This window comes from Longimicrobium sp., assembly GCA_036387335.1.
Classification (GTDB): Bacteria; Gemmatimonadota; Gemmatimonadetes; order Longimicrobiales; family Longimicrobiaceae; genus Longimicrobium.
Window position 1 is genome coordinate 43,360 of the sequence record DASVTZ010000081.1, and the last position, 12,453, is coordinate 55,812.

The window sequence follows — 12,453 nt, forward strand, 5'->3', positions numbered from 1 at the left end:
TGTTCCCTGTGGCCTCGGATTCCGCTACTGTGTCTCTGCCCCCGTCTAGCCACGCGGGTCTCAGTGCCGGGCGGTGTCCGTGGCCTCCGAGGCGGGAAGCGGCTTGAGCGGCTCGATCCATACGTCTTGACCTGTCCTCGGAGTAGTTCGCGACACCGTCGCGGCGGCACGCGCCGCGTTCACCGCCGTGACCACGTCGTACCAGTCACTCCGGGGAGCCGAGCACGCGCACAACGCGCGTTCCAGACCTTTGCCCATAGAGCTTCGCGAACACGCCCTTCAGGTCGTTCACGCCCAGGTTCCTGGCCTCATTGACGCCGTACTTCCCGTTTGGGAACACACGGATGGTCACCACGTTCTCAGAGGGTGAAACCGCGGGAAGGCTGGACCCGAAGGCCGAGATCTCCTGCCGGCCCGAGTCGCAGGCCCCACCGTCGCGAGCAGCGCCACGCCCAGGCCGGGCATCGTCTTACATGAGCCGTTTATCCAACCTTCCGAACGTTTTGGGCGTTCGTGGATCGAGTGCTGCCGGACGCGTATGTGCGGCCGAAACGGGCCTCGTGAAGATTCACGTCATCAGCGGTTTCCGCTCGCAGTCGAGAACCGACACGTGGTTTCCCCCTTCCAGTAAACAGGCGAGCCCTTATGTACGACCCGACAAACCCCGCCGCGATTGAAGCCTGGACGCTAGACGATCTCCACGGTCTTCCGAGCGAAGAATCCGAAATTTTCGAGTACAAGTCAGGGAGTACGCCGTTCGCACACTTGGCGGAAAAGCTAGAGCGTGCCGCGTCCGCGTTCTGGAACAGCGGCGGCGGGCTCTTTGTGGTGGGAGTGGGCGATCGCGGCCGGCCTGATGTGGGTATCCCGGTGAAGGTCGGGAAGCAGAGCTTGCGCGATTGGGTGGACGCTCGCCTTCACCGGGTAGTGCCTCCTGGGAGGTACGCTGTGCGGGTTATCGAGGATGGGCGCCGAGGTGGGTCTGAACGAACCGTTGGCACGGGGATTCTCCTCGTCGCGTTTGGCGAAAGCCGCCTTGGCCCGCACATGGCGCCGGACCACAAGTATTACTTCCGCGCTGGCGCCCATACGGTTCCCGCTGCCCATTTCATCATTGAAGCGATCCGGGCAAATCGAGCCGCGCCCATTGCGGCACACCTCACGTGTCTACTTCGGATGCGCCCACGAGAACGCTCAACGGGGTGGGCGGTGGACCTCCACCTTGTCGCGACAAATGAGGTACCCGCGATAGATGTGACCATCGAGGTGCACCCGGTGGGCGGGCGTGAATTGGGATTCAACCCGAGCGGCTTTCCAAAGCGTGTTCCGTTGGTGGACCGGCAATACCCGTTCGTGGTCCCGCTCGGCACTTTCGATTCCATGTACAACGCCGCTTTTTTAGCGGTTGTAACGTGGACGAGCCCCACCAGCGGTGGGCAAAGCTTTACGGCTGGCTATACCGTTGACGCCAACCAGCAGCTTGGACCTGCCATGTGACCGCCGATATATCAACGCTGGGCAATGTGTGCCACCCGCCCCCACTCAAGCCCCAATCGAGGGTAGAAGGAGCGATTTAGATGTTATGCCCAAGGCCGGGAGGGAACAAAAATCAGAGGGTGCCCCTCGTAAGGCAGAACTGGAAACAGGTCCTCCCCGACCTTGCTGCGTGCGGAATGCTAGGGACCTGATCGCCGATTGCGATCTGACTATAGAATACATTCATACACCCGGCACATCGCGAGAAGAGTCGGGCCACCGCGTCGGAGCGGTTCGATATGACGGGTGGTTTGATACGGCCCAGCACGAACGCCGCACGCGTGGAGATCTCCCCGATGAGCAAGATCCTGGACGAGCGTCCGCTCAGCGAGTTCGTGCGACATCCGGAGGAACATGCACGGCACCTGTGCGAGTCGGGCGAGCCAGAGATCCTCACCCTCGACGGCGATGCCGCGGTTGTCGTGCAGAGCGCGCCCGCGTACAGGGCGCTGTTAGATCTGGTGGCCGGGCTTCAGGCAACGATCGACCTCCTGACTGACGATCAGGATGCCGGCGAGCCGGAAAACGATTTCGATGGGGTCATGGAGGCGGTAGCGGAGATGGAGCGAGGGGAGGGCACGCCCGCGCCGGAGGCGTTCGCACGGCTGCGCGAGAAGCTAGGCGTCCGTCCAGTAGTACGGTGATCGTCCTCACCTCGCCATCCGCGAACCGCGACGTCGAGCGTCACTACGAGAGACTGAAGCACCTCGCTTCCCGGCACATCGCATCCCCACGCCGCCACGACATCTGGTTCGCGGAAGCCGAAGTGGCAATCTTGGCTCTGCGACAGGACGCGCTGATCCATCCTCTCGCGCCCGAACACAAGATCTGGGGCCGAAAGGTTCGAGTCACCCTGTTCGCGCGCGGGTACCGGTTGCTGTACGAGATCCACGCCGACATGGTGTGGGTGCTGCGGGTCCGCGCCCAAGCAGCGGACCCTCAAACACCCTGGTCCGGGAAGCGCCTATCGCACTGATGAGTAGTTCCACCGCATCGGGGAGCGAACATGCGATCCAAATAGACGCACTTCCGCATTGAAGGACCAGTGTTGTCCAACAACCCGCGCGCGATCGCCTGGTAACCTGCGAAAACATGGACGCGGGTCCGACACTCTAAAATGCACGACGCGGAGGCCGCAGATGGGCGGGGCTCAAATTTTGGGACTCTTTTCATCGTGAAACCCATTGACACCGATCCACACGCGACATTATCGAAGATAGGTTCTGGCGCGGCAGCGGCGTGCCTGCTCGTCTCCTGCGGTGCCCTACACTGGGCCGCAGGGTGTTCCTAACTCACCCGCAGAGCAAAGGAGGGGGAAAGCCACGGAGACAAATACTCTTTTTCGGCGAGTCCTGGCCGCAGCGGGCCGGAAAATAGTGATACGCCAACGATGCGGGGCCGCGAGTCCAAACTCTGGATCGCGCGGAGTACCACGTAGCACGAAAAAGCAGGGACCTTTTACTTGATACTGACAGGAGGAATCATGCGCAGATCGTTCCTGATGGTTCTACTGCTGGGCCTCACCGCGGCGTGTGAAACCACAACGGAAGCGGGTAAGATGCGATCCACTCCGACACCCAGCGAGCTCCTGTTGCCCAGAGCGGAAGCGAACTTCCGGATGTCCGGCGCGGAGCTGCGGGCGCTCCCCGCAGCGCTCGACGGTGACGCGGTACAGGAGCTCCTGTCGTGGGTACGGCCCGAGCACCGGGCGCCGACCATCGCACTCCTCCAGGAGGTGGGGAAGCGAGGCAATTCCGTGCCGATCATCTCCGTCGACGCTTCACATCCCGAGCTGGCTCAGATCGCCCGCCGTCTCTGGAAGCGGGCGGATCGTCCGGTGGCGCCCGACAGCACGACGCAGCGGGACGTCAATCCCTGAGTCGTCGCTCCACATAGAAGCTTCGCAAAAGCTTTATACCTGCTACACGACAATGATTTCCCACCCCTTGATTCGGAGGAGCGCACCATGCTCAGAACGCCTTTTCTGCCACGGCCGAGGCGACGTCACTGGAAGTTGTTGTTCTTCATGTTCGCGCTGCTCATCCCACAACTGACCGTCCACTCGCTGAGCGCTCAGCAGATCGTCGTAGATCCCGGAAACGTGGAGGGCCAGAAGCCGGCGGCATGCCCCGGCCAGGCCTTCTGGTGGGACTACAGGTCCATCGGAAACGTCGATGTCGACGGATACTTCTTTGACGCGAATCCCTTCACCCTGTCCAGGTGGACGAGCCAACATACAGGGATCTACTCTTCCACCAGGGGGCGTCGGGTTGTAGACATGTCGGGCACCAAGGTGTGGACCGACGCGAGAGCGAATGCCTCGTGCTGGGACTCGAGCGTGGGACCGATCCACATCTGGTGGGCCAGGTGGGAAGGGCACCTGGGAACCGTGGAAGACGTAAACGCCGCCTGCGAGGGCGGCACCGGCGGAAACTCGGTCGTCACGGGACCGTCCGACCCCGGCTACGATCCCAGCGATCCGAACGGAGATGGCTGCGGTGACGGCACGGGAGGGCAGGCCAGCGGAACACAGTTCCAGCCCGGCCAAGCGACGGGTGGCGAAACGGTGACGTGGAGCGGCGGCGTGGGGAACGGGGGAACGAGCGTCTGCGGTTCGCTCGCGGTGGTCGAGTACGTCTGCATCGACGTGTGGGACGAGGAGGCCGGCTGGGTCGAGTGGGACTGCGGCTACGCGACAACCTGCTGAACTCCAACCAATCCAATCCGATGAAACTGGCAACTTTTATTCTATGCCTGGTCGCGCTCGGCTCCAGCGCGCCGGCCACGATTGCACAGCAGCCCGGCGCCGGGCAGGCCCGCCGTGTCGCCGCCACGATCGTGCTCCTGGACTCGATCGCACAGCCGGGTGCGCCGTTCGTGGTCGTCCGCCGCCCCGGCGCCACGCCGGCGGACCTGATCCTGGTGCGTTCCGGCATCAGCGCCGCCGAGCTCTCGGACGCGATACGCGGGCTGCTCACCGCACGGCAGGCCAACGGCGACTTCCCGGATGCGGCGGCGACGTTCAGGGTTCGCCCGCAGTCGCGCACGGCAGCGGTTGCGCGGCCGGCATTTCCCTGGGCGCAGCGCGTTCTGAACGACCTCCGCCGCGCATCGCCGCGCGAGATCCACGGAGTCGGCCGAGTTCGCGCCGTGGAGATCTGGCTTCCGCGGCAGGGCCGGGGCCGGGCCGCTCCTCGCACCTGAGCAATCCTGCCATCGTACGGCGTGGAAGAGGCCGGCGGAACGTTCCGCCGGCCTCGTGTCGATTGGCACCAGAGACGGACGAATCGGGCGTTGTTGGGTGGAACAGAATGTTCCGTTTTTGCCCCCGATCCGGCGGGCCTGCATTTTGAAGAAGCGGCGTTAGATTGGGGCAGCGGACACCGCCGCCTCGCAGTGCCCTTCCCGTCACCCGCACCGTCTCCGCGCGCGAAATGAAAGAACGTCTCGCACCCTGGCTGCTCCGCATGATGGGCTTCCGCCGCGTCGTCCGGCGTCCTGATGCGGCGCCGGGGCGGCGCGCGTCCGACCACGAGCCGGTGCGCGGATGGCGCCCCGCGCTGGCCGTGGCCGCGGCGATCGCGCTGCTGGATTGGGGCACCAAGGCCGCGATCGCGTGGATGGTGCCGGTGGGGGCGTTCCGCGAGGTCATTCCTGGCCGCCTGGCCGTCTGGCACGTCCGCAACGAGGCGATGATCCTGGGGCTGTACGACAACCTCGCGCTCGGCACGCGCAAGTCGATCGCGCTGGTGGCGTCGCTCGTCGCGACGCTGGTCATCCTCCAGATCCTCGGGCGCGGGCACCGGCTTCCCAGGGCGCAGCGGACGTACGCGTCGGTGTTCGTGGGGACGGTGCTGGGCGGGATGCTGGGGAACCTGGGCGAGCGGGTGGTGCACTGGGGCGTCACGGACTACCTGTCGTTCCACTGGGCGCCGTACTGGCTTCCGCCCGGCAACGTGGCGGACGTGGCGCTCTTTCTCGCGATCCCGATGGCGGTGCCGGTAATCGTGTTCGAACTGCAAGGGCGGGCGCGGCGCGGTGCCGCGTCCGCCCACCCGGCGCGCCACGAGGCCGTGCTCTCCCGGCAGTAAGCTGGCGGCGGGTGCCGCGTGGGCCCTATCTTGGTGCCATCCACAGGGTTCACGGGAAGAGGGATGATCGCGAGTGCGAAGCGCGAGCGGCTGGCGGAGATCCTCCGCGAGTGCGGCTCGGTGGTGATCGGGTACAGCGGAGGGGTCGATTCGGTCTTCCTCGCCACGGTGGCGGTGGAGCTGCTCGGCCCCGATCGCGTGCTGGCGGTCACGGGAAAGAGCGACAGCATCGCGTCGTGGATGGAGGACACCGCGCGCGAGGTCGCCGGGCGCTTCGGCATCCCCTGGCTGGAGGTGGAGACGCGGGAGATGGACGACCCCCGCTACGCCGCCAACCCCAGCAACCGCTGCTACTTCTGCAAGAGCGAGCTGTGGGGCCGGCTTGGGGAGGTTGCCCGGGAGCGCGGCTTCGCGACGGTGCTGGACGGCTCCAACGCCGACGACGTGGGCGACCACCGTCCCGGCGCCGTCGCCGCGGGCGAGAATGCCGTGCGCTCGCCGCTGCTGGAGGCGGGTCTCACCAAGGACGAGATCCGCGCCTGGTCGCGCGAGCTGGGGCTCCCCACCTGGGACCAGCCCGCCGCGCCCTGCCTGGCGTCGCGCCTTCCGTACGGCCTGGCCGTCACGCCCCGCCGCCTCCACCAGGTGGAGGAGGCGGAGGTGGCGCTGCGCGCGCTCGGCTTCCGCGACTTCCGCGTGCGGCACCACGGCGAGGTCGCGCGGCTGGAGGTGCACCCCGCCGAGGCCGGACGCGTGGCCGCGGAGCGCGCGAGGATCGACGAGGCGGTGCGAGACGCGGGGTTCCGGCGGGCGTTGCTCGACCTGCAGGGGTACCGCCGCGGCGCCCTCAATGAGGGGCTCGGCGAGGGCGAGATGGTGCGCCTGGTGCAGATCGGGAGCGCGGCGTGAGCGCGGACGAGCGGGTGCTACACGCCGAGCGCCTGCTGGCCGCGCGCGGCTTCGCGGGAGCGCGCGTCTCCGTGGAGGGGCACGAGGACGAGATCGCGGCGGTGCGCGTGCCGGCGAACGCGTGGGAGCGGCTGGCGGGCGACGAGGGCGCGCGGGTGTCTGACGAGGTGAAGGCGCTCGGCTTCCGCTACGTGGCGCTCGACCTGGCGCCGGCGTAGCCCGGCCGGATGGCGGACGCGCCCATCTACCTGGACTACGCCGCCACCGCGGCGATCCGCCCGCCCGAGGTGGCGGATGCGATGATGGCGTACCTGCGCGACGTGGGCGCTACACCCGGGCGCGCGGGGCACAGCCGCGCGGTGGAGGCGGGGCGCGTCGCGTTCCGCTGCCGCCGGGCCCTGGCGCGCCTCTTCGGCGTGCGCGGCGATCCGGGGCGCATCGCCTTCCAGCTCAACGCCACCCACGCGCTCAACGTCGCGCTCCAGGGCGTCCTCCGCCCCGGCGACCGGGTGGTGCGCACGTCGTACGACCACAACGCCGTCCGCCGTCCCGTGGCCGCCCTGGCGCGCATCGGCGTGGCGGAGACGGTGCTTGGCGGTGATGCGGATGGGAGTTTCGACCTGAACGAGGCGGAGCGCGCGCTGGCCGGCGCCCGCCTCCTCGTCCTCTCGCACGCATCCAACGTGCTGGGCACCGTGGCGCCCGTGGCCGAGCTCGCGGCGCGGGCACACGCGCACGGCGCGCTGGTGCTGGTGGATGCATCCCAGAGCGCCGGCCACATCCCCGTGGACGTGGAGGCGATGGGGATCGACCTCCTCGCCTTCACCGGGCACAAGGGGCTGCTGGGGCCGCAGGGCACCGGCGGCCTGTACGTGCGCGAGGGCATCGAGATCGAGCCCATCTTCGCGGGCGGCACCGGCGGCGAGTCCGGCCCGATCGGGATGCCCGAGTCGATGCCCGACCGTCTGGAGGCGGGGACGCAGAACGGGCCCGGCATCGCGGGGCTGCTGGCTGGCGTGGAGTGGGTGCTGGAGCGCGGGGTGGAGTCGATCCACGTCCGGCAGAGCGCGCTCAAGTCGCGGCTGCGCGAGCGGCTCTCGATCGTCCCCGGTCTGCGTCTCCTCTCCCCGGCGGCGCCGGAGGGGGCGGGGATCGTCACGGTGACTGTCGATGGGATCGATCCGTCACGGATGGCGGCGAGGCTGGACCGCGACTTCGGGGTGATGACGCGCGCGGGGCTGCACTGTGCCCCCGAGGCGCACCGCATCCTGGGCACCGAGGCGACCGGCGCCGTCCGCTTCTCCGTCGGCTGGGCGACGACGGAGGCGGAGGTGGACCGCGCGGCCGGGGCCGTGGCGGCGCTGGCGGCGGAAACAATGGCCGCTCGCGCGGGGTAGGTTAGCGAGGCTGAACGGCAGCGCGCGGCACCTCCACGAAAGGGCGACGATGGCGAGACGACGGGGCGGGGCGCTGAGGCTGCTGTTGGTCGTGGCGCTCCTGGGCGTGGGGATCTGGTTCTTTCGCGACCGCATTCCGGGGCTGGGCGGCGGCGGAAGCGTGGCGGCCACCAAGGTCTCGCCCGAGGCGGCGGCGCAGGCGCAGGCCAAGCTCGCGCGCATGCGCAAGGACCAGGACACGGTGCACCTCACCGACGTCGAGTTCACCTCGCTGCTGCGCTACGACCTGGCGGGACTCACCGGGCCGCTCCAGCAGCCCGCGGTGGACTTCGTGGACAACACGCTCAAGCTCACCGGGAGCGTCCCCAAGGACCTCCTCCCCAACTCGCCCGAGCTGGCGCAGGCGCGCCGCTTCCTGCCGGACACGGTGGAGGTGATGGTGAGCGGGTCGCTACGCTCGCTGCGATCCGGCCATGGCGCGCTCAACGTGCAGGACGTGGCGATCGCGCGCTTCCCCGTGCCGGCGAGCTACTATCCGATGGCGCTGGAGCGGCTGGGGCGCAGGAACGAGCCCGGAACCGAGCCCAACGAGTACCCCTTCACGCTTCCGCCCGGAGTGGCATCCGCACGGGTGGAGGGCGGAGAGCTGATCCTTTCGCCGACCAACCAGTAGATCCATGGCCCGCATCATGGTGGTAGACGACGAGGACGGGATCCGCCGCGTCCTCGCGCAGCTCTTCGAGTACGAGGACCACGAGGTCCGCACCGCCGCCGGGGCGCAGGAGGCGTACGGCATCTACGGCGAATTCCGCCCGGACGTCACCTTCATGGACGTGAAGATGGCGCGCACCGACGGGCTGGAGGCGCTCACCCACCTGCGCGAGATGGACCCGGCGGCCGTGGTGGTGATGATCAGCGGCCACGGCACCATCGACACCGCCGTGGAAGCCACGCGCCGTGGCGCCTTCGACTTCCTGGAGAAGCCGCTGGACACCGACCGCACCCTGCTGGTGCTGCGCAACGCGCTGCAGCAGAACGGTCTAATGGCCGAGAACGCCCGCCTGCGCGGCGAGGTGGAGAGCCGGCACGCCATCGTGGGCCGCTCCTTCGCCCTGCGCCAGGTGCTGGACCGCGTGGAAAAGGTGGCCCCGACCGACGCCCGCGTCCTCATTACCGGCGAGAACGGCACCGGGAAGGAGCTGATCGCGCGCGCCGTCCACCGCCTTTCGCCGCGCGCGGAGAAGACGTTCGTGGAGCTGAACTGCGCCGCGATCCCTTCCGAACTGATCGAGAGCGAGCTCTTTGGGCACATGAAGGGCTCGTTCACCGGCGCCCACGAGGACCGCGCCGGCAAGTTCGAGGTGGCCGACGGCGGGACGCTCTTCCTGGACGAGATCGGCGACATGAGCCTGAACGCGCAGGCCAAGGTGCTGCGCGCGTTGCAAGAGGGGATCGTCACGCGGGTGGGCGGCGCCAAGCCGATCCGCGTGGACGTACGGGTGCTGGCGGCCACCAACAAGGACCTGGAAGAGGAGATCCGCGGCGGGCGCTTCCGCGAGGACCTCTTCTACCGGCTCAACGTGATCCCGCTGCACGTGCCGCCCCTGCGCGAGCGCCGCGAAGACATCCCCATGCTGGTGCAGCACTTCGCGGAGAGCTACGCGCAGGAGGGCGCCGTCAAGCCGCGCCGCTTCACCGACGACGCGCTGGACCGCATGCAGCGCATGGACTGGCCCGGCAACGTGCGCGAGCTGCGCAACACCGTCGAGCGCCTCCTTATCCTCAGCTCCGGCCCCGCCGTCGGCGCGGACGACGTGGACCTGCTGGTGTCCGGCCATATGAAGGGGGGCGGCCTCTCCAGCGACCTCCTCTCCTGCAACACCTTTGCGGAGTTCAAGGAAGCGGCCGAGCGCGCATTCATCATCCAGAAGCTGCGCGAGAACGATTGGAACGTCTCGGAAACGGCGCGCATCCTGGACATGCCCCGCTCGAACCTCTACAAGAAGATCGAGCGCTACGAGCTGGTGCGCGAAGGCTGATGCGCGGTCTGGGTGCGCTCGGCTGGCTGCTCATCGCGGTGGTTTGGATGATCGGGACGTTCGGAGGGGGCGCGGCGCTGGCCTGGCTCTACAAGCGCCTCCACCCGGAGCTCGCGTTCTACAAGCTCTGGGCGCTCTGGTCCGCCGTGCTCTCGGGCGCGGCGGTGCTGGTGCTGGCGTTCGTGTGAGGCGGGGGCGGTGCGGGGTCCCCTCCCCCGCTCGTTCCTCGCGAACTGCTGCAAAACTGCCTTTGGGAGGGGCGGTGGCGCAGATTCTCTCCATCGTGCCCACATCCCGTACGGGCGCGATTCATCGCGCCCGCCCTTTCCCGCGCCGACCTCCGCCTCACGCACCCGAACCTCGTAGGGGCCGCCCCATGTGGCTGCCCGTGCCCGCCGTCGCGACGACCTCTGCCCATCCGGTTTGGGACACCTGCCTGCGACTGGTGTGCCCCGGCTGTCCCAATCGTGCCGCACTTGTTTACCTCGGCGAAAATGTTCCACGTGGGCTAAGATGTTTCTGCCCAACGACATCACGGCGCGACGCTCCGACGGACCGCGACCGGCACACCGGTTGCCCTGGGGTATGCCATCGAATGTCCCCTGCTCGCCACCTCTCCGCACCGCCCAATCACAGCAGCACCCCGGGACCGCCTCGGATGGCGGCGCGCCCCGGACCCAAGACGAAGCGGCTCCCCGCCGCTCCCCGCCAGGACCCCTCCGGACATCGCCTCCCCGCCGGGCCGCCTCCCCACCAGGAGCGGCCCGGCGGCGTTTTTGTGCCCGGAGCTTGCCGCGCCCGGCCGCGGGTGCGTATTTGCAGCGATGCCGCGCGACGACGAGCGGCCGGCGTACACCAGCACACGCGGAGGGGCGGATGCGGCTCGGGATGGTGGGGCTCGGGAAGATGGGCGGCAACATGGTGCAGCGCCTCATCCGCGGCGGGCACGAGGTGGCGGTGTTCGACCTCAATGCCGAGGCGGTGCAAAAGGTGGCCGAGGCCGGCGCCAGCCCCGCGGGCTCGCTCGCGGAGCTCGCGGGCGCGCTCCAGGCGCCGCGCGTGGTGTGGGTGATGGTGCCCGCGGGCGATCCCACGGAGCAGACGCTGCGCTCGCTCGCCGACCTCGTGCAGCCCGGCGACGTGCTGATCGACGGAGGCAACTCCAACTTCCACGACACCAAGCGGCGCGCGGCGGAGCTGGGCGCGCGGGGCATCCACCTGATCGACGCGGGGACGAGCGGCGGCGTGTGGGGGCTGGAGAACGGCTACTGCCTGATGGTGGGCGGTCCGGACGAGGCGGTGAGGATCTGCGAGCCGGCGTTTCGCACGCTGGCGCCGGAGAACGGCTACGAGCACGTGGGGCCGAGCGGGGCGGGGCACTTCACCAAGATGGTGCACAACGGCATCGAGTACGGCCTGATGCAGGCGTACGCCGAGGGCTTCGAGATCCTCAAGAAGTCCGAGTTCCCGCTCGACCTGCAGCGCATCGCGGGGCTGTGGCAGCACGGAAGCGTGGTGAGGTCGTGGCTGCTGGAGCTGCTGGAGCGCGCCTACGCAGCCGAGGGGCAGGAGCTGGAGCGCATCCGCGGGTGGGTGGCAGACTCGGGCGAGGGGCGCTGGACGGTGCAGGCCGCCATCGACCTGGACGTGCCCGCGCCCGTCATCACCCTGTCGCTGATGGCCCGCTTCGCCAGCCGCCAGGACGAGAGCTACGGCGCGCAGGTGCTGGCCGCGCTCCGAAACCAGTTCGGCGGGCATGCGATCAAGGCCGCTGAGCCCGGAGAGTCCAAGTGAGCACCGCACTTCCCGCCGCGGCGGGCGCGCGCGCCGCCTCCGCGTCGCCGCTGCGCAAGGCGCTGTCGAGTGTGCGCGTGCCGCAGCCGCTGGTGCTGGTGATCTTTGGCGGCACCGGCGACCTGGCCCGCCGCAAGCTCATCCCCGCGCTCTTTCGCCTCTGGCAGCAGCAGCTTCTGCCCGAGGCGTTCGCGGTGGTCGGCGTGGCGCGCGAGCAGATGGACGACGAGGAGTACCGCCGCCGTGCCCGCGAAGCGCTGGGTGAGTTCGCCACGGCCGCGACGGAGGAGGAGTGGGCGGACTTCGGGCGGCGGCTCTTCTTTGGAAGCCACGTCTTCGACGACGACGAAGGCTTCGAGCGTCTCAAGACGCAGCTCCAGGATGTGGATCAGCAGTTCGGCATCCCCGGCAACCGCCTCTTCTATTACGCCGTGCCGCCGCAGGTGGTGGACGAGATCTCGCGCGACCTGGGAAAGGCGGGGCTCATCTGCCCCCCGAGCTGCCCGTGCTGGACGCGAGCCATCGTGGAGAAGCCCTTCGGCCGCGACCTCGCCTCCGCGAAGGAGCTGAACCAGGCGCTGCTGGAGGTCTACGACGAGCGGCAGATCTTTCGCATCGACCACTATCTGGGGAAGGAGACGCTGCAGAACCTGATGGTCTTCCGCTTCGGCAACTCGGTGTGGGAGC

Annotated in this window: 15 protein-coding genes; all 15 read left to right on the forward strand. The window is 68.4% G+C overall.

Features of this window, described 5'->3' with window-relative positions; translation table 11 throughout:
• Positions 1-645 precede the first annotated feature (645 nt).
• Entirely contained in the window at positions 646-1,497 is an 852-nt protein-coding gene (locus tag VF647_07270) for an RNA-binding domain-containing protein (protein ID HEX8451878.1), read from the forward strand.
• A gap of 335 nt (positions 1,498-1,832) precedes the next feature.
• The gene (locus VF647_07275; GenBank protein HEX8451879.1) at positions 1,833-2,180 is read left to right on the forward strand and encodes a hypothetical protein; all 348 of its coding nucleotides are present in this window, start codon (positions 1,833-1,835) and stop codon (positions 2,178-2,180) included.
• A complete protein-coding gene (locus tag VF647_07280; GenBank protein HEX8451880.1) occupies positions 2,177-2,512 on the forward strand; it encodes a hypothetical protein in 336 nt (111 codons plus the stop codon). The genes VF647_07275 and VF647_07280 overlap by 4 nt, the downstream gene beginning before the upstream one ends.
• A gap of 615 nt (positions 2,513-3,127) precedes the next feature.
• The gene (locus VF647_07285) at positions 3,128-3,415 is read left to right on the forward strand and encodes a hypothetical protein (protein ID HEX8451881.1); all 288 of its coding nucleotides are present in this window, start codon (positions 3,128-3,130) and stop codon (positions 3,413-3,415) included.
• Positions 3,416-3,502: 87 nt separating this feature from the next.
• Positions 3,503-4,243: a hypothetical protein gene (locus VF647_07290; protein ID HEX8451882.1), complete on the forward strand. Its 741-nt coding sequence runs from the start codon at positions 3,503-3,505 to the stop codon at positions 4,241-4,243.
• A 20-nt stretch (positions 4,244-4,263) separates the two neighbouring features.
• Complete coding sequence (locus VF647_07295; GenBank protein HEX8451883.1) at positions 4,264-4,740, forward strand: hypothetical protein; 477 nt, start codon at positions 4,264-4,266, stop codon at positions 4,738-4,740.
• Positions 4,741-4,970: 230 nt separating this feature from the next.
• Complete coding sequence (locus VF647_07300; protein ID HEX8451884.1) at positions 4,971-5,627, forward strand: signal peptidase II; 657 nt, start codon at positions 4,971-4,973, stop codon at positions 5,625-5,627.
• 63 nt (positions 5,628-5,690) lie between these two features.
• Positions 5,691-6,536, forward strand: coding sequence for an ATP-dependent sacrificial sulfur transferase LarE (larE, locus tag VF647_07305; protein ID HEX8451885.1), 846 nt, complete (start codon positions 5,691-5,693; stop codon positions 6,534-6,536).
• Positions 6,533-6,754: a hypothetical protein gene (locus tag VF647_07310; GenBank protein ID HEX8451886.1), complete on the forward strand. Its 222-nt coding sequence runs from the start codon at positions 6,533-6,535 to the stop codon at positions 6,752-6,754. The genes larE and VF647_07310 overlap by 4 nt, the downstream gene beginning before the upstream one ends.
• Before the next feature lie 9 nt (positions 6,755-6,763).
• A complete protein-coding gene (locus VF647_07315) occupies positions 6,764-7,933 on the forward strand; it encodes an aminotransferase class V-fold PLP-dependent enzyme (protein HEX8451887.1) in 1,170 nt (389 codons plus the stop codon).
• A gap of 49 nt (positions 7,934-7,982) precedes the next feature.
• A complete protein-coding gene (locus VF647_07320; protein HEX8451888.1) occupies positions 7,983-8,606 on the forward strand; it encodes a hypothetical protein in 624 nt (207 codons plus the stop codon).
• Positions 8,607-8,610: 4 nt separating this feature from the next.
• On the forward strand, positions 8,611-9,972 hold the full coding sequence (locus tag VF647_07325; protein ID HEX8451889.1) for a sigma-54 dependent transcriptional regulator: 1,362 nt from the start codon (positions 8,611-8,613) through the stop codon (positions 9,970-9,972).
• Positions 9,972-10,160, forward strand: a complete 189-nt coding sequence (locus tag VF647_07330; GenBank protein ID HEX8451890.1) for a hypothetical protein — start codon at positions 9,972-9,974, stop codon at positions 10,158-10,160. Before VF647_07325 ends, VF647_07330 begins: the two co-directional genes overlap by 1 nt.
• Before the next feature lie 688 nt (positions 10,161-10,848).
• A complete protein-coding gene (gnd, locus tag VF647_07335; GenBank protein ID HEX8451891.1) occupies positions 10,849-11,766 on the forward strand; it encodes a decarboxylating 6-phosphogluconate dehydrogenase in 918 nt (305 codons plus the stop codon).
• A partial coding sequence (locus VF647_07340) for a hypothetical protein (GenBank protein HEX8451892.1) occupies positions 11,763-12,453 on the forward strand: 691 nt, incomplete at its 3' end. The genes gnd and VF647_07340, both read left to right, overlap by 4 nt.

Coding starts and splice junctions, on each gene's coding strand:
- gnd (HEX8451891.1), top strand. CDS start 10,849: ATGCGGCTCGGGATGGTGGGGCTCGGGAAGATGGGCGGCAACATGGTG.
- VF647_07300 (HEX8451884.1), top strand. CDS start 4,971: ATGAAAGAACGTCTCGCACCCTGGCTGCTCCGCATGATGGGCTTCCGC.
- VF647_07295 (HEX8451883.1), top strand. CDS start 4,264: ATGAAACTGGCAACTTTTATTCTATGCCTGGTCGCGCTCGGCTCCAGC.
- larE (HEX8451885.1), top strand. CDS start 5,691: ATGATCGCGAGTGCGAAGCGCGAGCGGCTGGCGGAGATCCTCCGCGAG.
- VF647_07325 (HEX8451889.1), top strand. CDS start 8,611: ATGGCCCGCATCATGGTGGTAGACGACGAGGACGGGATCCGCCGCGTC.
- VF647_07290 (HEX8451882.1), top strand. CDS start 3,503: ATGCTCAGAACGCCTTTTCTGCCACGGCCGAGGCGACGTCACTGGAAG.
- VF647_07275 (HEX8451879.1), top strand. CDS start 1,833: ATGAGCAAGATCCTGGACGAGCGTCCGCTCAGCGAGTTCGTGCGACAT.
- VF647_07330 (HEX8451890.1), top strand. CDS start 9,972: ATGCGCGGTCTGGGTGCGCTCGGCTGGCTGCTCATCGCGGTGGTTTGG.
- VF647_07320 (HEX8451888.1), top strand. CDS start 7,983: ATGGCGAGACGACGGGGCGGGGCGCTGAGGCTGCTGTTGGTCGTGGCG.
- VF647_07270 (HEX8451878.1), top strand. CDS start 646: ATGTACGACCCGACAAACCCCGCCGCGATTGAAGCCTGGACGCTAGAC.
- VF647_07315 (HEX8451887.1), top strand. CDS start 6,764: ATGGCGGACGCGCCCATCTACCTGGACTACGCCGCCACCGCGGCGATC.